Raw genomic sequence first — 25,381 nt, 5'->3', positions numbered from 1 at the left:
GCGCCTCATCATATAGTCTTATCTTGATGCAGGCGTCAAAACCCTTACGCCATAAACATCACTGAGATGAAACCTGCTCCCAGTTAAAGGGGGCAGGTTTTTTTTGCCCCTCTAATTAAGAGATAGTTAAGAAATAGTTAATCTCCAGTTAAAAACGCATTCCTATACTATTGTACATAAGCATTAGGAAAGTAGGTCTGGATCAATGCAGGAAATAATTAAAACGACAAATTTAACAAAAGTTTATGGAAAACAAAAGTCAGTTGATAACCTCAACATAACAGTTAATGAAGGAGATATTTACGGGTTTCTGGGGAGAAACGGGGCAGGTAAAACAACGACAATAAGAATGCTGCTGGGCCTGATAAAGCCTACTCATGGAAAGATTGAGATATTCGGTGAGGATTTACATACGAATAAGAAAGACATTCTAAAAAGAATTGGTTCAATTGTAGAAGTACCAGGATTCTATGGAAACCTCACGGCTAAAGAAAACCTTGAAATAAATGCCAGGATCGTTGGAATTCACAAAAAAAATGCAATTGAAGAAGCATTAGAAATTGTGGGATTAGAGAATGAAACCAAAAAGCTTGTAGGCAAATACTCTTTGGGAATGAAGCAAAGACTTGGCATCGCCCGATCTCTTCTTCACTATCCGGAATTACTAATATTAGATGAACCGACGAATGGTTTAGATCCGATTGGGATTAAAGAGATGAGAAGGCTCATTAAAACATTAGCTGAAGAAAGAAAAATTACTCTGCTGATATCGAGCCATATCCTGTCTGAGATTGAACAATTAGTTGATCATTTGGGCATTATTCACGAGGGAAAACTGTTAGAGGAAACCGAATTTGATACTCTCCGGAAGAGAAATCGAAAGTTTCTTGAGTTTCAAGTTTCGAATGATAATAAAGCTGCGATGCTTTTAGAGAAACATTTTCAGATCTTTGACTACGAAGTACATGGTGACGGAATTATCCGCATTTTCTCGCATATTGGACAACAGGGAGCAATTAATAAATTACTTGTTCAGAACGATATTGAGGTGTTTAAAATTTTGATGAGTGAAGACCGCCTGGAGGATTATTTCACAAAATTGGTTGGGGGTGGAACCATTGGTTAATCTGTTATATGCAGAGTTACTAAAACTCAGAAGGTCTGCGATGCTTCTAATAAGTACGATAGGAGCTTCGGTCGTCCCATTTATGGTTGTCGTTGCATCTTATGTACAGATAAAGACTGAGAATCCCGCTCCTGTCATAAAATTTCATGAACTTTTCAGCAACGCTAACTTATATACAGTCTTGGTAGTGGGGGTCCCGCTGTATGGAGTTGTTGCCGCTTATATTTTTAACAGGGAATACATGGATGATACACTGAAAAACCTTTTAACCATACCCGTTTCCAGAATCAATCTGATACTTAGTAAACTATTGCTGCTATTTATCTGGATATTCTTTTTAACTTTAGTTGCGTGGGGGCTTACTTTATTACTGGGTGTGATCTTGCAATTCCCGGGTCTCAGCCAATCACTCATACTCAAATCATTTTTGCACTTTTCAATTGGGGGAATTTTACTATTTGTTTTATCAACACCTATTGTTCTGATCACAGTTGTTCTAAAGAATTACGTACCTACCATTATTTTTACAATCCTAATTACTTTGATAAATATTATGACAGCTAACTCAGAACACAGAGGATTGTTCCCGTGGGCAGCAGCCGGAGACATTTCAATGAATACGCTTCTCCCTACTTATCCTCCGGAGTACTCCTATGCAGGAATTGCCCTAATCTCAATATTGGGATTTGCTTCCTTGGTGATCTATTTTAACAAAGCGGATATACATTAATGTTTATGAAAGACTTTCAAGTGAAAAGCCGATTGATTTGTGCCGCATAAATTCCGTGAAAATATAAATGAGTGTTTAAATAGGAGGATGGTATAAGTGTCTTTTTCAGAGATGAATATGACCGCTTTTCGTGCTGTAAACGATCTGGGAAAAGAATATCCATTTCTAAACTCAGCAATGGTCATACTTGCTGAATATGCAGTGTTTATTTTAGCACTCGTTATGCTTGTTTTCTGGTTTACCCGAAATGATAGAAACAGAATGATGGTCATACAGGCGGGAGCGGCATTCATTATAGCAGAGATGATCGGGAAAATTGCCGGTCAACTCTATTCCAATCATCAACCATTTGCAGTTCTTTCAAATGTTAACAAACTGGCAGATCATGCGGTGGATAATTCATTTCCAAGCGATCACACCATCCTATTCTTTTCTATCTCATTTTCTTTTTGGCTTGTATATAAAAAAACAGGCTGGATCTGGATCATATTTGCGCTTAGTGTAGCTGTTTCACGCATATGGGTAGGTGTACACTATCCTTTCGATGTTGCTGCAGGAGCTCTTTTTGGAATTATATCAGCTGTGTTATCGTATTGGATTGTACCAAGGCTTGCATTGACTAAAAAAGTTCTTACTCTTTATGAAAAGGGGGAGGGCTGTATTTTACCCCGAAAAGAGAGGTCGAAAAATGTTTAGGCGGATGAGAAACACCTGTATGAACCAGGTGTTTTTGTTCGTTCGAGCACAAACAAAAAACTCATATTGATGATTGATCAACAGGTAATAATTTAGCGGATAGGGGACAAATTCCCGACATAAAAACATAATCGAAATACTGATCTTGTTGGAATTAGGGCTTACTCTTTAAATATCATGACGTTTGTGTCAAAGTTATATTTGGAAGCTGAGCGTTACAATTTTCATAAGCCGACAAATTGAATACACCTGTGTTTATATAAAATACTGAAAATTGGCTAAAAGATTACATGATAGATTGCATATCATGTAATAATGAATACCCACTGTTACTTACATAAATACAAAAAATATGAAGGCGGGTGTCATGAAAGTGAAAGAAATTCGTGTCCTTATCGCTGATGATGAAAAAGTGATCAGAGATTTATTAAAAAAATACATTGAACGGGAACTTTATTTAGCAGATGTTGCAAAGGATGGACAGGAAGCTTTGGCATTATTTGAACAAAATACTTATCACCTCGTAATATTGGATCTCATGATGCCAAAAATGGATGGGATTGAAGTATGCAGAAAACTAAGAGAAAAAACCAATGTGCCAATACTTATGCTTACTGCAAAGGACCATGAAGCTGACAAAATTGTAGGGTTGAGTATAGGAGCAGATGATTATATTACAAAACCTTTTAGCGTAAACGAGGTTGTGGCCAGAATTAAGGCTCTGATGAGAAGGTTTTTCATTTTAGGGAGCGGCAGCGGAACAGAAGAGAAGCCGCTGCTGAAATATAAAGGTTTATCAATTGATGTGAAAAGATATATCGTATGCGTTGCAGGTGAAGAAATATCATTAACCGCAAAAGAGCTGGAGCTGCTGAAATTTATGGCTTCCAATCCGGAACAGGTATTTACGAAGGCTCAGTTGTTTCGGAATGTTTGGGGCAATCATTACTTAGAAGATGACAATACCGTGATGGTTCACATAAGAAAGCTGAGAAAAAAAATAGAAAAAGACCCATATAATCCTCAATTTATACAAACAGTTTGGGGGATAGGATACAAATTTGCAGGTGAGAAAGATGAGTCGTAAAATCATATATCTTATGTTTCTGCAGATTACACTGATTTGCCTCAATTGTTTATATGACTGGCAGCACCAAGAGCTTAACACTGTTAAATTGGTTGTCTATGGTCTGCTGATCGGTTTGTCTGTAATCCTTATTACAATTTACTGCAAATTCAACAATGAGCTCATTCAAATGATCCATGCGGTTAAGCGGACATTAAATGGGAACTTAACGACAAGAATATTTGCGAATGGGGCTCCGATATTTAATGAAATGGTTTTTTCAATAAACGAATTGATCGAGAAGTTAGAGAAAATACAGGTGGAAACGATTCAAACGCACGCAGCGAGAAAAAGCCTGTTATCAAGCATATCACACGATATTCGCACACCGCTTACATCAATTATAGGATATTTAGATGCGTTGAAAGACGATATTGCAGCCTCGGAAGAAGAAAAGAAAGAATACGTAAACATTGTTTCAAAGAAGTCGAATCATTTAAAGCAGTTAATTGATGAAATATTTAACATGGCTAAACTGGATGCAGATGAAATGCCGATGCAGCCAGATATTATTGACTTTTCTGAAGTAACCAGAGAGTTATTGATTGAATACTTGCCGGAGATAAAAAGAAATGAATTAGAGCTTAAAATAAATATTCCTGAAAGAAAGTGTCTTATTATGGCGGATCGTCTAAGTATCGTTAGAATTATTGAGAATATCTTGAAGAATGCCATCCTTTACGGAAAAGAAGGAAAGGTTCTTGGCATAGAACTTAAAGAGAATGACAAAGAATTTGAACTGCTGATCTGGGATAGGGGGCCGGGGATACCAAAGACAGAATCAGAGAAGGTATTTGAGAGGATGTACAGGGGAGACTTATCCAGAAGCTCAGGACACTCGGGAAGCGGTTTAGGACTCTCAATTGCCAAAGCATTAATTGAGAAAAATCAAGGGAGAATATGGGTTGACAGCACCCCTTATATAAAAACAACATTCGGCATTGCATTTGGAAAAATAAAATTAATACGGACATGAATGGAATGATTACAAAGAAACAGACGCTTATAATAGCCAAGAAACCAATGTGTTCTCTAACACATTGGTTTCATTTTTCCTAAACGGGAGAGGTTTTCACTGCTTATTTGATACATTTAATCAAAGCAGCCCAATCCAGATCCCCGAAGCCTTGTGCGATCCCGCTTTCAAAATGGCTCTTGGCCAGCTCGGCAAGAGGGAGTTTTGCGGAAACCTGTTCAGCGGCGGCGAGCGCCAGATTGGTATCCTTCAGCCCTAAAGACATTTTGAAACCGGCCGGCTCAAATTTCTCCTCAGCCATGATCGTGCCGTAATTTTGATAGACGGGAGAGCCAAAGAGCGCGCCGGCGATTTCTAAAAATTGTTTCCGTTCTAACCCGTATCTCTCCATCATTAAGAATGATTCAGATAACGCCTCCAGCATGGACACGAGCAAGAAATTGACGCTGATTTTCGCGGCATTGGCCGTTTTTGTTTCTTCACCAGTGTCAAATACTTGCTGACTCAGGATGTTAAGCAGCGGTTCGGCCTTTTTCTTCGCTTCTGCCGGTCCGGCTGTGATGATGCGGAGTTCGGCCTTCTCAGCGGCATCGGGGCGGCCGAGGACGGGAGCGGCGATAAAGGACTGCCCTCTGCCCGAATGTGCGGCGGAAAGCTGTTCTGACAGCGCTGTACTGATCGTGCTCATCGAAATATGAATGCCGTTTTCAGATAACCCGGCAATAATGCCGCAAGCTCCGAACGTTACGCCCGTTACGGCTTCATCGTCTGACAGCATGGACAGTACGATATCTGCATGTTCAGCTGCCTGGCGGGGCGTTTCGGCATATTCGGCCCCTTTTTCCAGCAGGTCAGCCGCTTTTTCTTTCGTCCGGTTATATACAGTCAGGCTGTATCCGGCTTTCATGATATTTTCGGCGATGGGGCGGCCCATATTGCCGAGTCCGACGATGGCGATCTTCATTTCACCCTCCAATGAAAAGTTTTCCACCATTATACATGCAAAATGGTTAATCCGCTGTGTACAGGATTGCCACTTTCAGTTCAGGTTCGGAAGACCATCCGGAGTCTGAGGCGGCTTTCCCCTTGTAAAATCCGGTAAATCGGGTTTTGATGATTGTTTTTGAACGGGGTTTTACAGTGAATGTTTTTGATTTGAATGTGACGTCCTTTATGTTTTCTGATAAATCCGGCGTGACAGAAATGGCTTGTTCCCCTTTTCCGTAATGATTGATATAAAGCGTGCAGCTCATGCCCGCTCTTTTTCGCTCAACCAGATAACTGCATTCGCTGCGGTGCTTCAAATATTCGACAGCCTCTTTTTCGGGCGCGAACTGTTTTAAGGAAAAAGCGGCATATTCGGTGGCAGGACTGATACCGGAAGCGGCCCCCATACTGAGAAAGATCAGAAACAGCCCCGCCGCGGGAAGCGTCCGCCTGAACGCGGCGGCACACCAGATTAACGCCGCAAAGTAAAGCACGACCCCGGGAATGACGGAGATATGGGCTCCATCTTCCGGCCAAGAGGAAAAGCCGAGCGACTCAAAGATGTAATCAGACACCGTACGGCCGTTATACAGCGGGGCAATGGACATGACACTGAAAGCCAGGAGGACAGAAGAAATGATTTTGTGAGAAAGGATGGTAACGGCGCACACCTCTTTACGTTTTTTTCCAGACTATCATGTTTTCTTAAAAAAAAGAACAGCCCGCAGCCGTTCTTACTTGAAAATATTAAACCAGCCTTTGCGGGCGAACCAAAACAGCATGGCGGCCACAAGGACGGCCATTACGCCCAAAACGATAAAATACCCGTATTTCCAATGAAGCTCAGGCATGTTATCGAAATTCATGCCGTAAACCCCTGCGATGAACGTCAGCGGGATAAAAATGGTCGAGACGATGGTTAATGTCATCATAATGGCGTTCATCCGGTTTGAATTCAGCGTCACATAGCTGTCCCGCAAATCTGACGTCATATCACGGTTTGACTCGATCAGCTCGGCCAGTTTTAACAGGTGGTCATAAATATCGCTGAAATACGCCTTCGTTTCACGGCTTTCTTTTACATGGTCAAGGCTCAAAATCCGGTACATTAAATCGCGCATCGGAATGATCGTCCGTCTCAGGTTCAAAAGATCAGTCCGCAATTCAAACACTTCATTCATTAAAGTGCCGTAAGATTTATGGGTTCTGCTGTCTTCAATTTCATTCAGCCGGTCTTCAATTTTGTACAGCACGGGGAAATATTCATCGACAAGCTGGTCCATAATCATATAAGTGATGTGCCCGGGCCCTTTTTTGGCTAATCCCGGAGAAGCGAAAAACCGTTCTCTCACCTTTGAGACGCCGGGCGATTCGTGCAAATGGAAGCTGACGATAAAACGGTCGGACTGAAAAATGTCCACCTCTTCCATTTCCAGTGTGTCCGGGTTCAAGGCGTGGAGCACATAAAAACGGTAGCCGTCATAATGGTCGATTTTCGGCCGCTGCATATGCTGAAAGCAATCCTCGATCGCAAGCGGATGAAAGTGAAAATAATCCCGCAGCAGCTCGGTTTCATGCATCTCGGCGCCGAAAAAATCAATCCAGTACCATGCGATGTCCGGTTGTTCTGTACGTGATAGGGGGATATTATCTAATATCTCATTATGTGTTGTGATTGCGGTTATATGTATCATAAACAACCCTCCGCCTGCCATTATATCATGCGGCGTTATGAAGAAAAGTATACGAATTGCCGCCCGGCCGCTTCATGATATACTTGGACAAAAAGGGGTGGAGCATATGTGGAAGGAAACGGTTTCGGTCACGCCGCCGTATCATTTTGATAAAGTCCTTGAAAGGCTGTCGCTCGATCCGCTGAATGCGGTCGATCTTAAAGCAAGGTCAATCAAAGTGCCGCTCAGAACACGGGACGGCAAACTGTCCGTCATCACGGTTCAAGGGGAAGGCACCGCCGCAGACCCGGTTTTTCTCGTCAGCGGAGAAACGGACCGCAAAGAGATGATTGAACGGATCAAACACATTTTTCAGTGGGAACAGCCGCTTCAGCCTGTGCTTGATCATTTCTCAAAAACAAATCTGTCGGCGCTTTTTGAGGAACATGCGGGAACCCCGCTCGTCTTGGAATATGACGTCTACAACTGTCTCATGAAATGCATCATCCACCAGCAGCTCAACCTGTCTTTCGCATTTACCTTAACGGAACGGTTCGTCCATGCCTTCGGTGAACAAAAAGACGGCGTCTGGAGCTATCCCGAGCCGAAAACGATCGCGGCGCTTGAGTATCAGGACTTGCGGGAGCTCCAGTTCAGCATGAGAAAAGCGGAATATGCGATTGACATTTCACGGATGATTGCAGAAGGAGCGCTCAATCTGGCGGAACTTACCCATTTGTCGGATGAAGACATTATGAAAAAGCTGATCGCCATCAGAGGCATCGGCCCGTGGACCGTCCAAAACGTCCTCATGTTCGGTCTCGGCCGCCCGAATCTGTTTCCTTTGGCGGACATCGGCCTGCAAAACGCCGTCAAACGCCGCTTCGCCCTAGAGGATAAACCGTCAAAAGACGTAATGCTCCAGGTAAGCAGCGAATGGGCGCCGTATTTAAGCTATGCGTCCTTGTACTTGTGGAGAAGTATTGAATGATGAGGATTTTGGAAACTTCCAGTGAAAAACATGAAGGAACCGCCGGCTGCATGTTATACTGAAAAGATGTGATATTTCAAATCAGCCGTTTTCCCATGAGGAAGGCTTTATATAGAAACGGAGAGAAAAAAACGTGAATCAACATCAAAAAAAGGCGCCTGCCGAATTGAAAATCGGACAGACATTTCCGCTGACCATCAAACGTCTCGGCATTAACGGAGAGGGCGTCGGCTATTTTAAGAAAAAAGTTGTCTTCGTTCCCGGCGCTCTGCCCGGTGAAGAAGTCGTTGCCGAAGCGACAAATGTGCAGCCGAAATTTTCAGAAGCACGCGTCAAAAAAATCCGCAAGCCGTCTGAACACCGTGTCACGCCGCCATGCCCGGTCTACGACCAGTGCGGCGGCTGTCAGCTTCAGCATCTGGCATACACCCAGCAGCTTCGCGAAAAACGCGACATCGTCATTCAGTCTCTGGAACGTCATACGAGATTCAATGTCGAAGAAATGAACATTAAAGATACGATCGGAATGGACAACCCTTGGAATTACCGGAACAAAAGCCAGTTCCAAGTCGGACGCTCGCAAAGCGGCAGCATCATTGCCGGCTTATACGGACTTGATTCCCATAAAATCGTCCCGATTAAGGAATGCATTGTCCAGCATCCGGCAACAAACAAAACAACGGGTATCGTCCGCCGTATTTTAGAAAAACACAACGTGTCCGTTTATAACGAACGGACCAAAAAAGGCGATGTCCGCACCATCGTGACGAGAGTCGGTTTTGAAACAGGCGAAGTGCAGGTCGTGCTTGTCACCGCGAAAGAGACACTGCCGAATAAAGACGAGATCGTCAAAGCCATTCAGAACCGTCTGCCGGAAGTGAAATCGATTATTCAAAACGTCAACGGCGCGCGCACATCTGTCATTTTCGGTGACAAAACAAAAGCGCTGGCCGGAAGCCATGCCATTCAAGAAGTGCTAGGTGACGTGTCATTTGAACTGAGCGCCCGCGCCTTCTTCCAGCTCAACCCTGAGCAGACGGTCAAGCTGTATGACGAAGTGAAACAAGCGGCTCAGCTGACAGGAAAAGAAAAAGTCGTAGACGCGTATTGCGGCGTCGGTACGATCGGCATGTGGGTTTCAAACGGCGCAAAAGAGATCCGCGGCATGGACGTCATTAAAGAATCAATTGACGATGCGAAGAAAAACGCCAAAAAACACGGCATCAAAAACGCGGCATATGTCACAGGAACAGCCGAACACTGGCTCCCGAAATGGACGAAAGAAGGCTTCCGCCCTGACGTGGTCATCGTCGACCCGCCGAGAACGGGCTGTGACAGAACATTTTTAGATACCATCAAAAAAGTAAAACCGAAACGCTTCGTCTACGTATCCTGCAATCCTTCCACATTGGCGAAAGACTTGCAGACGCTGTCGAAGGACTATCGCGTCGAATATATTCAGCCTGTTGATATGTTTCCGCAGACGGCTCATGTAGAAGCCGTGGCGAAGCTTGTATTAAAATCGTCTAACTAAAATAAACAATTCGTAATCAGACCTGGATTTCGGTAAATAAACAATTCCGATTTCCGGGTTTTTTTTATGCGCAGCCTTTGCCCTGGCTGTCTTTTCGATTCTTTTTTCCTCCTTTTAATAGTAATTCTAAAATATGAGATTTTTGGAAATTCTTCAACGATTTTTGTGTTAACTTCAACTATAATTGAATTGTAGTCTGTTTAATATAGGAGGAAGGGATATATTGGTCAAAAAATCATTTATTGTAATTGAAAAACCAAAAGGAAACATAACAAAACTACCTTATTCACCTATAAAAGAATCTCTGTTACTAAACTTAAAAACTAGGAATGAAAAGGGAGAAATAGAATTAAGGTGTGAGTGTTCTGATAAGATAGTGCTTAAAGTTTCCAATGCAAAATCACCGTATTTATATAATTCTACCAGACAATTTAAACATTCCAAGGATTGTTGCCGACATCCTCAATTTGTGGGTTCAAGCCCATATGAAAAGGCCTGGAGCTACGATGAGGAAGAGGGATTACATATTGTTAGAATTAAAGAATTACATCTTTCTCAGCTAGGGGATAATAACGAAAGAAACAGTAATGTGAGAAATAATGTGATTTATCATGAAGGAACGGGATCTAATAAAAATGTATCAACGATTTTTGGCTTAGCCACAAGAATAAATATGATGGCGTGGGAAAGTATGGTGTTAGGAAAAAAACATAGAGTTCCTAATGATAAATATGAGTTAGCTAAACATGTTTATGGTATATCGGCTCGAATTAGGTTATCGAGAAAAAGAAAAACTTTAAACGAGATGTTTTATAAACAAGTAGGCATATGGAATGTAAAAGTAAAAAAAGATATCTATTTTGTTTACATGTATGTAAATAGTGTAATACCGCTTGGAGAAGATACTCTATTTGATAATACAAAAAAAGATATTCTGTATTGTGAAGATGCTTTTGGGCGAACTAATCGCTTCTATGTTGAAAAGGAGGAATATGAACACAAGAAAAAAATAGAACCGCATAGCCCTGAATATGTGGTAGCAGGTTTTGTGTATAAAGAAGACAAGTATCATAAATGTATGACTCTAAAAAATTACTGTTTAATACCGATATCTGGTAGAGGTTTATATTGTGAAAGTTCTCATGAAAAAAATATATATGATCGGTTATGTGAAGATAATCTAACATTTTATAAGCCTTATTTGCCAATAGAAGGTTATGGAAATTTTATTCCGGATGGATACGTTATCAATAAAGACAAGGATATAATATTTGAGGTGTTTGGTATTACTGGTATGTCCTCATATGATGAAAGAAAAGCAGAGAAAATTGCCTTATCTCAAACGGATTCCTTTAAGAGTATGTATAAATTTAAATATTGGGAAGTAAACTAATAGGAATGGAGTTTTCATTTAATGAGGGATAGTTCATAGTTCCCATTAAGAAATTAATTCGTACCCAAAGTACATAAGCGAAGTTCAGGAAAGTATAAAGTTGCTTATTATAAGGGAGATTAATTGGGTTATTATAAACCAAGGAGAAGATTTGACTGTCTATAAGATCCAATTGCATGCGGGTTTTGGTAACGGAAATATAAAGCTGTAATAGATATACAATACAAACCCCATGCGATAGAAGTCTTGATTATAGCTAGACATAAATGGAGAAATATATATAGTGGATTTGTTGAAAAAAATATAGAAGGAGAGAACAACTTGAAAATATGGAACCATTATGAACTTGAGGCTTTGTTTAAAGATTCAAAGGAATTTATTCCTTTTTTAAACGAATTTATGCAAAACAATTCTCTGGAAGATACTTTAGAAATCGTTAGAGTCTCAGGCGTTTGTTTTAACATCTACAATAATAGACAAAAGATATCAAAAAAAGTCATATCTAACATTAAAGCAGTTTATAAGAGTGATATTAAGTTAATTGATAATTTTGAAGAAAAAATTAATATAATTAATTCAATTTTTAAGGATTTTTATAAATTGAGATCATCCAGGAAATTAGACCAAATTCCTCAGAAGAGAGAGGTAATAACATTTATTCTTTCTTTAGAGATTATGTTAGGTTCTCTAATTGAGTATATTAATGGGAATTCTATACATAGAATTAAAGAGGTGTATCCATACGTCATCTCATTGTTTGATGAAGGTAAACAAAAAATATTACCTGCTCAAAAAGATATAAATCGTGTATTAGGTATAGCTGATAGTATTGCAGAGTTTGCGGGGAGTTTACTGAAGTCTATGGGAGGTGGAAAAGGTAATATAGGAAAACTTGAAACTATGCGCATGAGTCACATAAGAGTCGCAAGAGAGCATATTGAACTATTTGATTTGTGGTCGTCTCTTTTGAACATTGAACAAAAATGGCGTTTTATCGGTACAGATTTTGATATAGATAATAAGAAAATTCACATCCAGCCCAAGAATGAAGATTTTTTACATGCACAAGAAATCTCAAAAGTGAGATTTAAGGATCAAAGAAGTAAATGGTATACGGATTTTAATTTAGCCGATAAAACAGAATTGGAACGTAAAATTGATCAAAATGCAAAGAAATTACCTCCAGCTCATTATCTTTGCGAGAATGAAGCATATTATTGTATTGCGATAGGAGAATTTCTACACACTCATGATCTAAATATAAGGCTTTTAGGTGTGTCACTCGCAGAATGGATTAGAGCTTACGTTGTAATTCAAATTGAGGCTGAAAATTATTTAAAGGAAAGATTCGAGTCAAAAGTAGTTAAACCATTAAACTTAAATAATTGGACTATTATGAAAACTGAAACTTACTGGATAAACTTATTTGTTTCAAAGGGAGTATCTCAAGCCAGTGCTCTTAAAATCATCAATAACTTCAAATTTAATCAAGATGCAAGAGATTTGTTAGATTGTCCTTTTGTCGTTCATAATGACAGTTTGATTATTATTCCTTCTGTGGCATCACATATAGATCCTTCAATGTCATTGATATCTCTGTTAAATAAGAAGAAAGTGGATATTTCTTTTAAGGGTACTGGATTAGAAGAATACATATTAAATAAACTAAACAAGCTAGATATTGGCGCGAAAAGACTAAAGAGAATTGTTAATGGTGAAACATATGAATGTGATGTAGTTTTTACTATTGACAATGATTTGTTCTTTGTAGAATTAAAAGCCTTTGGTCAACCACTAACTATTAGGGAATATTATAATTTCTTAATAAAGATAATACAAAGGGAAACGGAAAAGATAAATAAAAGCCATAAAGAAAGAAGTGCTGTCGAGCAACTAAATCGTATTGTTGATTATTACGTGGAGAATATAAACATTGTAAGAGAAGAATTGAAACTAGAAGAAGAATGGCATCCTAAAAATATTTATAAAGTTATTGTAACGACAGCAATGCTTGGTGAAAGTATGTATTATAATGATTGCTATATTGCTGATACTTCAGCTTTTGTTCGGTTTTTAGATAGGAATCCTCCGGGTTTTTCAATAGGAAATAGATCTTTAAAACCGTATCACGAAGATTTTGAAGGAAATATAACATCTGAAAAGCTAATTAATATGTTGAAAAATCCTCCACAAATAGAGTTGGGAAATATAAGAGTCAAAAAGAATTATAGAAACCTTGCGATAAATGATTTAACTGTTCAATACCCATATTATAATGATCAATTAGGTGATTTTATCGAATACGATAAAGAATTATTGCAAAGATTAGGTTTAGAGAAGGATGAAATTAAAAAAGATTAAAAAAATTGCAGAATAAAAAAATTAAGCTCCACTCATTGAATGCAAGCTTAAATTTATGCCTACAGCTAAACTTAGAGATAAATGGTGGGTCTATTTTTAAGATGTAATTACTATTAAAGATATATGTTAGGCAAGCTAAGCGTTGATAGATAAATAGGGAATTTTTTTATAATGTGGATTTTTGGAGGAGATGATAATGGATTTGAAAATCAAATTACCATAGGAATTCTTCATTAAGGGAAAGGCTAATCATACAATTAATTTTGAAATTCCTTTGCCTGAACATATAAAATGGGCTAAAAGATCAAAAATTTAGATCAATGAAAGGTGTTTATGTAACAGATTTAAAAAACCAAACTCGTAATTGTATATATGTGGGGGAAGGTAGCATGCGTAATAGATTAAGTAGACATAAGTATACATTAAAGAGTCTTCTTAGTAATAATGAGCATTGTCGATCTTCGGTCTTTTTCTTGCACGGCCCTCTCCAGATTTTCATTTTAAAAAATGAAACATAAGAGGACAGGCGATCACGTTGATTAGAGCAAAAGCAAGTAATATGAATGATTTGTTTCAACCTAATACCATTTATGTGTGTTAATGAAATGTTCAAAATTTACTATCGTTTGATAAGAAGTGCTGACACATGCTATAAGTGTAAAAGAAGCATGGTCAGTTTTTAATTTTGGGATAAAGGTTTGGCTGTATCCCATCATGAAAGGATTTGGATTTGTTATGACAGATAATTTCTGGCGTGAATTACCGCGGCCATTTTTTGTACTGGCACCAATGGAAGATGTGACGGATGTCGTTTTTCGCCATGTTGTGAGTGAAGCAGGCAGACCTGATGTGTTTTTCACAGAGTTTACAAACTCAGAAAGCTATTGTCACCCGGATGGGAAGGATAGTGTGCGCGGCCGTTTGACTTTCACGGAGGATGAACAGCCGATGGTTGCCCACATATGGGGAGATAAGCCTGAAAACTTTCGCCAAATGAGTATTGGGATGGCCGAATTAGGGTTTAAGGGCCTGGATATCAATATGGGCTGTCCTGTACCTAATGTGGCGGGGAATGGAAAGGGAAGCGGCCTGATTTGCCGTCCTGAAGTTGCAGCCGAATTAATACAGGCGGCGAAAGCAGGGGGTCTGCCGGTAAGTGTGAAGACCAGACTTGGCTACACGGATATAGAAGAATGGCGCGGCTGGCTGACACACATACTGAAACAAGACATTGCGAATCTTTCCATTCATCTGCGTACAAGAGCGGAAATGAGTAAAGTAGATGCGCATTGGGAGCTCATCCCGGAAATCAAGAAACTTCGTGATGAGATAGCGCCGGATACCCTTTTGACGATCAATGGGGATATTCCTGACCGTGAAACCGGCTTGAAACTCGCTGAACAATACGGTGTTGACGGGATTATGATTGGACGAGGCATTTTTACTAATCCATTCGCCTTTGAAAAGGAGCCGAGAGAGCATAGCAGTAAGGAATTGCTTGATCTTTTGAGATTGCATCTGGATCTTCATGATGAATATTCAAAAGCAGAAGCTCGAGCATATAAACCGCTCCCCCGCTTTTTCAAGATATATCTCCGCGGATTCCGGGGAGCAAGTGAATTAAGAAATCAATGCATGAATACAAAGTCAACAGATGAAGTGCGTGCATTGCTCGATGACTTTGAGAGAAAGTATCTTGATGGGATGGAGCAAGAGTGACATAAACAACCTTCATCCGGCCCGGATTTCGATTTGAATTCCGGGTCTTTTTGTGTGCAGTTTTTACCCAGACAGATCCATGGCCAGTTTCGTCATGCAGAAATAAACGAATAATGGTACATTGATAGGAGATACATCATAAAGGGGGAGAGAAAAATGAAACGACTGTGCATCATCCCCTGCGGCAAGAAAAAAATTTGGGATGTCCATTCAGATACAGGTCCGGTAAGGGCGGAAGACGCTTATCTCAGCCCGTTGCATCAGGCGTGCGAGCGATATGCGAAAGCATTTTTCGATGAGTGGGTGATTTTGTCGGCGAAGCACGGATTCCTTTGTCCGGATGATATTGTTCCCGGAAATTACGATGTCACTTTTGGAACCGGTCATCCGGAGATCATGGCAGCGGACGAGCTGCGCCGTCAATTTCATGAAAAAGGCTTCTCCGACATCGAAGAGCTTGTCATGCTTGGCGGGAAAAAATACCGAAGCGTCCTAAACGCCGTCATCGGAGAGCATCAGCATATCACCTGGCCTCTGTCATCGTATAAAGGCATTGGCTACATGCTTCAAGCGCTGAAACGGGCTGTTGAAGAAAAGCATGAACTGCAGCACGTGGATATGAAAAAAAGAGTGTAACCACTCAAACGCCACGATAGACTGTATGCAGAAGAATGAAGCAGTTAAAAGATTTCCGAGGAAATAAATACGTCGATCATTGTCAAAGACAGGGTGATGCCCGGTCTTTTTTGTATGCCATAAAACGAGACAAAGGGAACAGATCGAGACAAAATGAGACACCTGTCTCAAACTGTCTCCATTGTAAAAATAAAAACATTCATTTTACGGGCTTCAAAGGCTGGCATGCTTCTTGCATTTATAAGTGTGAACCCTAAATAGAAGGAGGCGCACAAAATGGAATTGTTAAAACGAGAAGGCTTGTCATTAACTGAGGAAAAAGCGCTGTGGATGTACCAAAAGATGCTGGAAATCAGGGGCTTTGAAGACAAAGTGCATGAACTTTTCGCACAAGGAGTGCTTCCCGGATTCGTCCATTTGTATGCCGGTGAAGAAGCGGTAGCTGCGGGGGTGTGCGCTCATTTAGATGATGGCGACAGCATTACAAGCACACACAGGGGACATGGCCATTGTATCGCCAAAGGCTGTGATCTGGACGGCATGATGGCGGAAATATTCGGAAAAGCGACCGGACTGTGTAAAGGCAAAGGCGGTTCTATGCACATTGCGGATCTTGATAAAGGCATGTTAGGCGCAAATGGAATCGTCGGGGGCGGATTCACGCTCGCATGCGGATCAGCGCTCACGGCTAAATATAAACAAACTAAAAATGTAAGCGTTTGCTTTTTTGGGGACGGAGCCAATAACCAAGGGACTTTCCATGAAGGGCTGAACTTAGCGGCAGTATGGAACCTTCCTGTCGTGTTCATCGCCGAAAACAACGGCTACGGCGAAGCCACGACATTTGAGTACGCGTCAGCCTGTGATTCAATCGCCGATCGGGCGGCTTCCTATAACATGCCGGGGGTCACGGTGGACGGAAAAGATATTTTAGCGGTTTATCAGGCAGCCGGGGAAGCGATAGAAAGAGCAAGAAACGGCGGAGGCCCGTCTTTGATTGAATGTATGACTTACAGAAACTACGGACATTTCGAAGGAGATGCCCAAACTTATAAAACAAAGGATGAAAAGGCTGAGCATCTTGAAGAAAAAGATGCCATTCAAGGCTTTAAAAACTATCTTCTAAAAGAAACAGATGCAAATAAACTGTCAGACATCGAACAGCGTGTCAGCGAATCGATTGAAAAAGCCGTCTCGTTCAGCGAAAAGAGTCCATATCCGAAAGAGTCGGAGCTGTTGACAGACGTCTACGTGTCATATGAAAAAGGGGGAATGTGAGATGGCGAGAGTCATAAGCATGTCGGACGCGATCAATGAAGCAATGAAGCTTGCGATGAGAAAAGACGACAATGTGCTTGTAATCGGTGAAGATGTCGCCGGGGGAGCGGCGGTCGATCATTTGCAAGATGATGAAGCATGGGGCGGTGTACTGGGGGTCACAAAGGGGCTCGTACAGGAATTCGGGCGCAGCCGAGTGCTGGATACACCGATTTCTGAGGCGGGCTACATGGGTGCGGCCATGGCTGCGGCATCCACGGGGCTGAGACCGATTGCAGAACTGATGTTTAACGATTTTATCGGCACGTGCTTTGATCAGGTGATCAACCAAGGGGCGAAATTCCGCTATATGTTCGGCGGTAAAGCGCAAGTGCCGATCACCGTCCGCACCACATACGGAGCCGGGTTCCGGGCAGCCGCTCAGCATTCGCAGGCGCTGTATGGCCTGTTCACCAGCATCCCGGGTCTGAAGACGGTTGTGCCGTCCAATCCATATGACGCCAAAGGTTTGCTGCTTTCGGCAATAGAAGACAATGATCCGGTATTCTTTTTTGAAGATAAAACGTCCTACAACATGAAGGGCGAGGTGCCGGAAGATTATTATACAATCCCGCTCGGAAAAGCGGATATCAAACGCGAAGGCAGCGACATCACGCTGTTTGCGGTCGGCAAGCAGGTCAATACCGCGCTTGAAGCGGCTGCACAGCTTTCTGAGAAAGGCATCGACGCCGAGGTGCTTGATCCCCGGAGTCTGTCTCCTTTAGATGAGGAAGCGATTTTCACATCGTTAGAAAAAACAAACCGGCTGATCATCATTGACGAAGCCAATCCGCGCTGCAGCATCGCCACGGATATTGCTGCGATTGTCGCCGATAAGGGCTTTGATCTGCTTGATGCGCCGATTAAGCGGATTACAGCGCCGCATACACCGGTGCCGTTTTCGCCGGTGCTTGAAGATCAATATTTGCCGACACCAGACCAAATTGTCAGCGTCACGCTTGAATTGCTTGGCGAGCCGGCAATGAATTAAAGGAGGGATATAGAATGGCTGTAAAAGTAGTAATGCCGAAGCTGGGAATGGCGATGAAGAAAGGTGAAGTATCCGTCTGGAATAAAAAAGTCGGCGACCCGGTTGAAAAGGGAGAAAGCATCGCCAGCATCAACTCGGAAAAAATAGAAATGGAAATAGAAGCGCCTGAAAGCGGCACGCTTCTTCATATTAAAGTCAAAGAGGGAGAAGGAGTCCCGCCGGGAACGCCCATCTGTTATATCGGGGAAAACGGCGAAGAAGTGCGGGAGAAGGAGGCGCCGGCTCCTGAAAAAGCCGGGAAACCGCAATCTGAACCTGAACATATTCCCGCTCCCAAAGCCGGGCAAAAGCGTAAACACCGCGTGAAAATATCTCCCGTTGCCCGAAAAATGGCGGAGAAAGCCGGGTTGAAAGTTGATACGCTGAACGGGACGGGGCCCGGAGGCAGAATCGTAAAAGCTGACGTCATCAAGGCCATGAAGACGGAATCTGAACCGCAGTCTTCGGTTCAGACGGCACAGCCGGAGGGAAAACCGGCTTCAACGATGAGAAAAGTGATTGCAGACCGAATGCACAAAAGCCTGCAAAACAGCGCCCAACTGACGCTGACGATGAAAGCGGACATTACGGAGCTTGTGAAATGGCAGCAGCAGCTCGCCGACAGCGCGAAAAAGCGGAGCGGTGTTAAACTGACGGTCACACATTTCGCATCCCGAGCCGCGGTGCTCGCGCTGAAACAGCATCCTGAGCTGAACAGCTCTTATCAAGAGGAGCGGATCATCACCTATCCATATGTCCACCTCGGGATGGCGGTTTCTCTTGAAAACGGTCTCGTCGTGCCGGTGATCCGGGATGCGGAAAAGCTTTCATTCCTTGAGCTTGCGGATCACATCAGCACATCGGCACGCCGGGCGCGGGAAGGCAATGCTTCCGGAGATGATCTGCACGGATCGACATTTTCTATTACAAATCTCGGGGGTTACGGAATTGAGCATTTCACCCCGATTCTTAATCCGCCTGAAGCCGGTATTCTCGGAGTAGGCGCAAGCTATGAAACGCCGGCGTTTAAAGGAGATGAGCTTGTCAAAAGCACCATGCTGCCGCTGAGCCTTACCTTTGATCACAGAGTATGTGACGGCGCACCGGCTGCGGACTTCCTGAAAACGGTCAAAGCGCTGCTTGAAGAGCCGGCCGGATTGATTTTATAGAGAGGGTGAAGAGATTGACACTAGCCATTATCGGCGGCGGGCCTGCCGGATATGCAGCTGCCGTGACTGCCGCGCGGAGGGGAGAAGAAGTCGTTCTGATCGACAAAGGGCCGCTTGGAGGCACTTGTCTCAATGAGGGATGCATCCCGACAAAGTCGCTTTTGGAAAGCGCGAATGTGCTCGATAAAATCAGGCATGCAAATACATTCGGCATCGAACTGCCGCAAAACATTACACTCAATTGGGCCCGCATGCAGGGGCGCAAACGGCAAATCGTCAGCCGGCTCGTGCAGGGAATTCAATACTTAATGAAAGCAAATCAGATTAAAGTCATCAGCGGGACAGCTTCATTTCTCACAGAGCAGACATTGCTTGTTGAAGGAGAAGGAGGCGCAAAAGACATTCTGGAAGCGGATCGGATATTGATTGCATCCGGATCTGAACCGGCGGAGCTGCCGTTTGCCCCATTTGACGGCGATTGGGTGATCGACAGCAAAGATGCGCTTTCTTTACAGAAAATCCCTTCTTCTCTGCTTATTGTCGGGGGAGGTGTGATCGGCTGTGAATTTGCCTCTTTATTCAGCCGGTTTAAAACGAAAGTGACGGTGATTGAATCGGCTGACCGGCTGCTCCCGGCAGAAGACGGGGAAATCGCCGCCGTTTTCGAAGACTCTTTAAGAGACAGCGGGGCTGATATTCAGACAAAAGCCGCCCTTCAACGGATTGATAAAGAAAGGAAAACTGCCGTGTGGACAAAAGACGGCAAAGAATTTGAGGCGCAGGCTGATCACGTTTTGGTTGCAATCGGGAGAAAACCGCGTTTGCAAGAGCTGAATCTGGAGCAGGCCGGCATCCGGTATTCTCCGCGCGGTATTGAAGTCAATGACCATATGCAGACCAATGTGCCTCATATATACGCATGCGGCGATGCGGCCGGAGGAATGCAGCTCGCGCATGCCGCCATTCATGAAGGAATCACAGCCGCCGCGCATGCCACGGGAAAGGACAGCAAAGTCGATATGCGGGCGGTGCCCCGCTGTATTTATACATCGCCGGAAATGGCCGCTGTCGGGCTGACGGAAACACAGGCGAGAGAAACATACGGAGATGTGAAAATCGGAGAATGTTCATTTTCTGCTAACGGAAAAGCGTTAATTAAACATCAGCATGGCGGCAAAATGAAAATCATTGCCGAACCGGAATTCGGAGAAATCGTCGGCGTGTCAATGATCGGGCCGGACGTGACGGAATTGATCGGTCAGGCGGTCATGATGATGAACGGTGAAATGACGGCGGATATGTCGGAGCACTTTATCGCGGCGCATCCGACTCTGTCAGAAACGCTTCAGGAAGCCCTGCTGAATGTCACCGGACTTGCGGTGCATTCCGTATAACCGGAATACCCTTTCTCAGATGAGAAGGGGTATTTTTCGTTGAAAGCGCTTTATTTTTCCCCTACAATATATGAAAAGATGGTCTGAACAGGGGGGAGCGAATACAATGAATGTCATTCGGAATGATTTTAAAACCTGGAAGCGCTTTGTGAAAGAAGGCGTGCTTGATGAATCCCGTATTCAGAAGCGGGTGGCCGCCTCATGGCACCGCTGCAAAAAAGCCGACGTCAACCCTTATCTCGAAAAGGGGCCGAATGTAATGCCGGCAGATCATTTAGAAAGGCAGGCCGAGAAGCATTCATTATTTTTAGCAGCCTCAATGCCTCATGCAGAAAGAATGAAAACGGCGATGCGGGAAATGGAAATGATGGTTCTTCTGATTGATTCTGACGGCGTGGTTCATTCGGTTGACGGCCATCCGCGCACCATTCATGAAGCGCACCGCATCAATTTCTTAAAAGGCGCCCGCTGGACGGAAACAGCCGTCGGCACGAATGCGATCGGGACGGCTCTTTTTACAAATGAGCCGGTCATGATACACGGCTCTGAACATTATTCGCTCGCTTCTCATCAATGGAGCTGTTCCGCCGCGCCGATCCGTTATGAAGACGGACGGCTGGCGGGTGTCATTGATATTTCCTGCCCCGCCGCCCGCGCTCAGCCTTTTATGCTCGGAATTGCCTCCTCCATCGCTTATACGGCGGAACGGGAGCTTGCCCTAAAGATCAAAATGACAGAACTTGATATGATCAGCAAATTCGCCGGGCTGACCCGGTCTCACGATCCGATCGTGCTTTGCAATGAAATGAGCCGGATTATCGCCGCAAGCCGTCCCGTTCAGCATTTTACCGGACATACGCTGCGCGAGCTTGAGGAACAGGGCTTTCACATCAAGCAGGCGAAGCGGGAGGAGAACGGCTTCTCGTGCATTTACTTATCCAAACGAGAAGAAAAGCCTTCTTTTATATTTCATGGTGCGGCAGGCAAAAGCCCGTCATCCCGACATATGCTCCAGCAGCTGGAGCTTGTCGCCCGAACGGACGCAACCGTCTGTCTTACGGGAGAAACCGGGACGGGAAAGGAGGTTGCCGCCCGGGCGATTCATAACAACAGCTCCAGGAAAAACGGCCCGTTTATCGCCGTCAATTGCGGAGCGGTCCCCGAAAAGCTGATTGAGAGCGAACTGTTCGGCTACTCGGAAGGCGCCTTCACCGGGGCCAAACGGAAAGGACATAACGGCGCTTTGCAAAAAGCCGATAAAGGCACGCTTTTCCTCGATGAAATCGGAGAAATATCACACTCCATGCAGGTCGCTCTGTTACGGGTGCTGCAGGAACGGAAAGTCACCCCGGTCGGCGGGACAAAAGAGATTCCCGTCGACATCAGAATCATCACTGCCACCCACACTGATCTGAGACAGCTTGTCGAATGCAAAAAGCTGAGAGAAGATTTATTTTACCGGCTTCACGTCTGTCCGATTCATCTCCCTCCATTAAGAGAACGCACCGAAGACATTCCCGGACTCTTCCTTGAATTTCAGCGAAATCGCGGCTGGCGGGGGGAGCTTCCTGATGACTTTTTAGACCTATTAAAGAGCCGGAAATGGCCGGGGAATATCAGGGAATTGTTTAATGTATTTGAACGTCTTTCCGTCATGTTCCCGGACGGGCGGCTGTCAGGGCGCCCCATCGCAGCCCTGCTTGAAGCGTCAGGTCTTAAAGAGGCGGCCGAGTCTTATGAACAGGAAGAAGCGTCCCCCGTCTCCATCCGGGAGCACATTCAGAAAAACATCATCGTAAACGCGCTTGAATCGGCGAAGGGAAATGTCACGCTGGCCGCCAAAATGGCCGGAATCCCGCGGAGCACGTTTTACAAACGCCTCAAAAAATTCAAACTCACCGCCGGACAATTGTAAGAAACAAGCATACTTCTCTTGGCTGCCGGACACGTTATGTGTGAGGCCCTAAAGGAGGTTTGAAACGTGAATACACAGCGTGCGAAAGACATTTCGGAATCCGCCGCCATGGCGTATGTGACGTATGAAGGAGTCCCGATTTATATTCAGCATGTCAACGAAGACAAGGAAACAGCCAGAATTTTTCCGATCGGAAATCCGCAATTTGAGCAGGAAGTGCTGCTTTCTGATTTGCAAGAGCATTTTTGAGAATGGGTCTGCTGATGACAGCAGGCCTCTTTCGTACCTGTGGGAACTTTCCCGCTTTTTGAGAAAAATAACTAAAAATGATTAAATGATCTAACTCCTCCAAACCCGGTACAGATCGGACCTTCTCATGATATAAATAAAATGTAAACGTTATCAGAGGAGGGCTTCACATGACAGACAAATCATTCTCAATCGTTATTGCAGGCGGCGGCAGCACATTTACCCCCGGAATTGTATTAATGCTTTTGAATCACCTGGAAGAGTTTCCGATCAGAAAGCTGAAACTTTATGACAATGATAAAGAAAGGCAGGAGCGGATTGCGGGTGCGTGTGAGGTATTCATAAAAGAAAAAGCGCCGGACATTGAATTTTTGGCGACTGATGACCCAGAGACGGCTTTTACGGATGTTGACTTCGTCATGGCGCATATCCGCGTCGGAAAATATGCGATGCGCGCGCTCGATGAACAAATCCCGCTGAAGTACGGCGTGGTCGGCCAGGAAACATGCGGGCCGGGCGGAATCGCATACGGCATGCGCTCTATCGGCGGTGTTCTGGAGATTCTTGATTATATGGAAACGTACTCGCCTGACGCATGGATGCTGAATTACTCCAATCCGGCGGCGATTGTGGCTGAAGCTACACGGCGCCTCAGACCGAATTCAAAAATATTGAACATCTGCGACATGCCGGTCGGAATTGAGGATCGCATGGCGAACATCCTCGGATTATCTTCACGGAAAGAAATGAACGTCCGTTACTACGGCTTGAACCACTTTGGCTGGTGGACGTCCATCACAGACCGGCATGGCAATGATTTAATGCCGAAGCTGAAAGAGCATGTCCGTGAATACGGCTACGTTCCGAAGACGGAGGCCGAACAGACTGAAGCAAGCTGGAATGACACATTCAAAAAAGCGCGCGACGTTCAGGCGGCTGATCCGGATACGCTTCCGAACACATATCTGCAATATTACTTATTCCCGGATGATATGGTGAAAAAATCAAACCCGAACCATACGAGAGCCAACGAAGTCATGGAAGGGCGCGAAGCTTTCATTTTCAGCCAATGCGATATGATTACGCGCGAACAATCATCGGAGAACAGTGAAATTAAAATTGATGATCATGCTTCCTATATCGTCGACCTTGCCCGGGCCATCGCTTACAACACAGGGGAGAGAATGCTGTTAATCGTTGAAAATAACGGCGCGATCGCAAACTTTGATCCGTCAGCCATGGTTGAGATTCCTTGTCTCGTAGGTTCAAACGGACCTGAACCGCTCTCAATCGGGAACATACCGCAATTTCAAAAAGGCCTGATGGAACAGCAGGTGTCTGTCGAAAAACTGACGGCTGAAGCGTGGGAAGAGCGGTCATTTCAAAAGCTGTGGCAGGCGCTGATTCTGTCAAAAACAGTGCCGAACGCCCGTGTGGCAAAACTGATTCTTGAAGATCTGATGGAGGCTAATAAGGACTACTGGCCTGAACTTGATGTAAGTCCGTCTCCTATTTCTTGATGACAATCGTCCCCGTTTTCTTTATCTGTTATTCTATATAATAGAAAGAAAACGGGGGGATTTTTGGGATGAGTCTTGAAGAACTGGTTAACCAGCATTACGCGAAATTAAATGACAACGATTTTTATATTTTAAAATATATATTGAATCATAAACATACGTGCTACCATCTCGGTATCAATGACATGGCGAAAGCCTGCAATGTTTCTCGGTCTTCCATCCTGCGGCTCGCCCAAAAACTGGGCTTCAGCGGCTATAGTGAATTCCGGGTTTTTCTGAAATGGGAGGATCAGCCTGAAGAGGGCGAGAATATGACGTTTGAAAAGCTGCTGGATGATATTGAAGCCAATGTAAAATACGTGAAGTCAAAAGATATGACGGAGATGTGCCGGCTGATAGATGAAGCAAAACGGATTTTCGTTTACGGATCGGGGACGGCTCAGAGGGTGTGCGCCCGTGAGCTGCAGCGGATGTTTGTATCCCGGCGGAAGTATCTGATTTTAATTCAGGACATTATAGAGTTTGATATCATGTGTGATGATTTTAAGGTTGATGACGTATTCATCATTATTTCTTTATCAGGCGAAACACCCGAATTAATTCCGCAGGTAAGGACCCTGTCCGCAAAGGGAGTTCCGTTTATTTCAATCACCAATCTGAAAAACAACGTACTGGCGCAAACGACGCCGTATAATCTTTATGCGACCAGCAAGCCGGTGACGTTAAGCGATAAAACGGAAATCGTCGCATTTGCCCCGTTTTTTCTGGTGGGCGAAGCGTTATTCCGTGCATATGTTGATTATAAAGAGCTCGAAAATTTTGATAAATAGCGGGAGGTC

At 43.8% G+C, this 25,381-nt stretch carries 22 protein-coding genes; 19 read left to right on the top strand and 3 right to left on the bottom strand.

The features are described 5' to 3' along the window. Positions 1-205: 205 nt before the first annotated feature. From K3G25_RS18705 to K3G25_RS18685, 5 genes are all read left to right on the top strand, one after another. Positions 206-1,126 (top strand): ABC transporter ATP-binding protein, encoded by a 921-nt coding sequence (locus K3G25_RS18705; protein ID WP_094296484.1) that lies wholly within the window; start codon positions 206-208, stop codon positions 1,124-1,126. Further along, the gene (locus K3G25_RS18700; protein WP_232489464.1) at positions 1,119-1,856 is read left to right on the top strand and encodes an ABC transporter permease; all 738 of its coding nucleotides are present in this window, start codon (positions 1,119-1,121) and stop codon (positions 1,854-1,856) included. Before K3G25_RS18705 ends, K3G25_RS18700 begins: the two co-directional genes overlap by 8 nt. A 96-nt stretch (positions 1,857-1,952) precedes the next feature. Beyond that, positions 1,953-2,552 (top strand): undecaprenyl-diphosphatase, encoded by a 600-nt coding sequence (locus K3G25_RS18695; RefSeq protein ID WP_022552759.1) that lies wholly within the window; start codon positions 1,953-1,955, stop codon positions 2,550-2,552. A gap of 373 nt (positions 2,553-2,925) precedes the next feature. Further along, positions 2,926-3,639 carry a response regulator transcription factor gene (locus K3G25_RS18690; protein WP_232489760.1) on the top strand — a complete coding sequence of 238 codons (714 nt, stop codon included), beginning with the start codon at positions 2,926-2,928 and terminating at the stop codon, positions 3,637-3,639. Further along, positions 3,629-4,654: a sensor histidine kinase gene (locus K3G25_RS18685; RefSeq protein WP_094296486.1), complete on the top strand. Its 1,026-nt coding sequence runs from the start codon at positions 3,629-3,631 to the stop codon at positions 4,652-4,654. Before K3G25_RS18690 ends, K3G25_RS18685 begins: the two co-directional genes overlap by 11 nt. A gap of 103 nt (positions 4,655-4,757) precedes the next feature. On the opposite strand, the gene K3G25_RS18680 is transcribed toward K3G25_RS18685, so the two are convergent. The 3 genes from K3G25_RS18680 to corA form a co-directional block, all read right to left on the bottom strand. Continuing rightward, entirely contained in the window at positions 4,758-5,618 is an 861-nt protein-coding gene (locus K3G25_RS18680; RefSeq protein WP_232489463.1) for an NAD(P)-dependent oxidoreductase, read from the bottom strand. Positions 5,619-5,664: 46 nt separating this feature from the next. Continuing rightward, positions 5,665-6,312, bottom strand: a complete 648-nt coding sequence (locus K3G25_RS18675) for a hypothetical protein (RefSeq protein WP_022552762.1) — start codon at positions 6,310-6,312, stop codon at positions 5,665-5,667. A gap of 63 nt (positions 6,313-6,375) precedes the next feature. Further along, on the bottom strand, positions 6,376-7,335 hold the full coding sequence (gene corA, locus K3G25_RS18670; RefSeq protein ID WP_007408518.1) for a magnesium/cobalt transporter CorA: 960 nt from the start codon (positions 7,333-7,335) through the stop codon (positions 6,376-6,378). A gap of 106 nt (positions 7,336-7,441) precedes the next feature. Between corA and K3G25_RS18665 the strand changes: the two genes are divergently transcribed. The 14 genes from K3G25_RS18665 to K3G25_RS18600 all read left to right on the top strand — a co-directional run bounded on the left by K3G25_RS18665 (position 7,442) and on the right by K3G25_RS18600 (position 25,372). Beyond that, the gene (locus K3G25_RS18665; RefSeq protein WP_053285220.1) at positions 7,442-8,305 is read left to right on the top strand and encodes a DNA-3-methyladenine glycosylase family protein; all 864 of its coding nucleotides are present in this window, start codon (positions 7,442-7,444) and stop codon (positions 8,303-8,305) included. A gap of 133 nt (positions 8,306-8,438) precedes the next feature. Continuing rightward, positions 8,439-9,839 (top strand): 23S rRNA (uracil(1939)-C(5))-methyltransferase RlmD, encoded by a 1,401-nt coding sequence (rlmD, locus tag K3G25_RS18660; protein WP_021493862.1) that lies wholly within the window; start codon positions 8,439-8,441, stop codon positions 9,837-9,839. Positions 9,840-10,062: 223 nt separating this feature from the next. After that, positions 10,063-11,232: a hypothetical protein gene (locus tag K3G25_RS18655; RefSeq protein ID WP_053573593.1), complete on the top strand. Its 1,170-nt coding sequence runs from the start codon at positions 10,063-10,065 to the stop codon at positions 11,230-11,232. 321 nt (positions 11,233-11,553) lie between these two features. Further along, positions 11,554-13,593 carry a hypothetical protein gene (locus K3G25_RS18650; RefSeq protein WP_232489462.1) on the top strand — a complete coding sequence of 680 codons (2,040 nt, stop codon included), beginning with the start codon at positions 11,554-11,556 and terminating at the stop codon, positions 13,591-13,593. Between the two features lie 735 nt (positions 13,594-14,328). Further along, positions 14,329-15,312, top strand: coding sequence for a tRNA dihydrouridine synthase (locus K3G25_RS18645; protein WP_029974017.1), 984 nt, complete (start codon positions 14,329-14,331; stop codon positions 15,310-15,312). A gap of 156 nt (positions 15,313-15,468) precedes the next feature. Then, positions 15,469-15,948 carry a DUF6884 domain-containing protein gene (locus K3G25_RS18640; RefSeq protein ID WP_014417213.1) on the top strand — a complete coding sequence of 160 codons (480 nt, stop codon included), beginning with the start codon at positions 15,469-15,471 and terminating at the stop codon, positions 15,946-15,948. Between the two features lie 276 nt (positions 15,949-16,224). Beyond that, a complete protein-coding gene (gene acoA / locus K3G25_RS18635) occupies positions 16,225-17,226 on the top strand; it encodes an acetoin:2,6-dichlorophenolindophenol oxidoreductase subunit alpha (RefSeq protein WP_053285219.1) in 1,002 nt (333 codons plus the stop codon). 1 nt (position 17,227) lies between these two features. Next, positions 17,228-18,256 (top strand): acetoin:2,6-dichlorophenolindophenol oxidoreductase subunit beta, encoded by a 1,029-nt coding sequence (gene acoB / locus K3G25_RS18630; protein WP_007408525.1) that lies wholly within the window; start codon positions 17,228-17,230, stop codon positions 18,254-18,256. A gap of 14 nt (positions 18,257-18,270) precedes the next feature. Further along, positions 18,271-19,464 carry a dihydrolipoamide acetyltransferase family protein gene (locus K3G25_RS18625; protein WP_110085588.1) on the top strand — a complete coding sequence of 398 codons (1,194 nt, stop codon included), beginning with the start codon at positions 18,271-18,273 and terminating at the stop codon, positions 19,462-19,464. A gap of 14 nt (positions 19,465-19,478) precedes the next feature. Further along, positions 19,479-20,858, top strand: coding sequence for a dihydrolipoyl dehydrogenase (gene lpdA, locus K3G25_RS18620; RefSeq protein WP_109566790.1), 1,380 nt, complete (start codon positions 19,479-19,481; stop codon positions 20,856-20,858). 106 nt (positions 20,859-20,964) lie between these two features. Beyond that, positions 20,965-22,773 (top strand): sigma-54-dependent Fis family transcriptional regulator, encoded by a 1,809-nt coding sequence (locus K3G25_RS18615; RefSeq protein ID WP_128496513.1) that lies wholly within the window; start codon positions 20,965-20,967, stop codon positions 22,771-22,773. A 66-nt stretch (positions 22,774-22,839) separates the two neighbouring features. Beyond that, positions 22,840-23,022, top strand: a complete 183-nt coding sequence (locus K3G25_RS18610; protein WP_003155535.1) for an H-type small acid-soluble spore protein — start codon at positions 22,840-22,842, stop codon at positions 23,020-23,022. A gap of 170 nt (positions 23,023-23,192) precedes the next feature. Then, positions 23,193-24,542, top strand: coding sequence for a maltose-6'-phosphate glucosidase (glvA, locus tag K3G25_RS18605; RefSeq protein WP_021493855.1), 1,350 nt, complete (start codon positions 23,193-23,195; stop codon positions 24,540-24,542). Between the two features lie 68 nt (positions 24,543-24,610). Further along, entirely contained in the window at positions 24,611-25,372 is a 762-nt protein-coding gene (locus tag K3G25_RS18600) for a MurR/RpiR family transcriptional regulator (protein WP_014417219.1), read from the top strand. The last annotated feature ends 9 nt before the right edge of the window (positions 25,373-25,381 follow it).

This window comes from Bacillus sp. FCW2 (assembly GCF_021228595.1).
Taxonomy (GTDB): Bacteria; Bacillota; Bacilli; order Bacillales; family Bacillaceae; genus Bacillus; species Bacillus velezensis.
Note: the sequence above shows the minus strand (reverse complement) of the source record. Positions and strands in the feature narration are given on the sequence as shown.

What these genes read in the sequence shown, in the direction of transcription:
- corA (WP_007408518.1), bottom strand. Translation starts at nt 7,335, where the DNA reads ATGATACATATAACCGCAATCACAACACATAATGAGATATTAGATAAT.
- K3G25_RS18665 (WP_053285220.1), top strand. Translation starts at nt 7,442, where the DNA reads ATGTGGAAGGAAACGGTTTCGGTCACGCCGCCGTATCATTTTGATAAA.
- K3G25_RS18705 (WP_094296484.1), top strand. Translation starts at nt 206, where the DNA reads ATGCAGGAAATAATTAAAACGACAAATTTAACAAAAGTTTATGGAAAA.
- K3G25_RS18685 (WP_094296486.1), top strand. Translation starts at nt 3,629, where the DNA reads ATGAGTCGTAAAATCATATATCTTATGTTTCTGCAGATTACACTGATT.
- K3G25_RS18600 (WP_014417219.1), top strand. Translation starts at nt 24,611, where the DNA reads ATGAGTCTTGAAGAACTGGTTAACCAGCATTACGCGAAATTAAATGAC.
- glvA (WP_021493855.1), top strand. Translation starts at nt 23,193, where the DNA reads ATGACAGACAAATCATTCTCAATCGTTATTGCAGGCGGCGGCAGCACA.
- K3G25_RS18680 (WP_232489463.1), bottom strand. Translation starts at nt 5,618, where the DNA reads ATGAAGATCGCCATCGTCGGACTCGGCAATATGGGCCGCCCCATCGCC.
- acoA (WP_053285219.1), top strand. Translation starts at nt 16,225, where the DNA reads ATGGAATTGTTAAAACGAGAAGGCTTGTCATTAACTGAGGAAAAAGCG.
- K3G25_RS18640 (WP_014417213.1), top strand. Translation starts at nt 15,469, where the DNA reads ATGAAACGACTGTGCATCATCCCCTGCGGCAAGAAAAAAATTTGGGAT.
- K3G25_RS18625 (WP_110085588.1), top strand. Translation starts at nt 18,271, where the DNA reads ATGGCTGTAAAAGTAGTAATGCCGAAGCTGGGAATGGCGATGAAGAAA.
- acoB (WP_007408525.1), top strand. Translation starts at nt 17,228, where the DNA reads ATGGCGAGAGTCATAAGCATGTCGGACGCGATCAATGAAGCAATGAAG.
- K3G25_RS18645 (WP_029974017.1), top strand. Translation starts at nt 14,329, where the DNA reads ATGACAGATAATTTCTGGCGTGAATTACCGCGGCCATTTTTTGTACTG.
- K3G25_RS18615 (WP_128496513.1), top strand. Translation starts at nt 20,965, where the DNA reads ATGAATGTCATTCGGAATGATTTTAAAACCTGGAAGCGCTTTGTGAAA.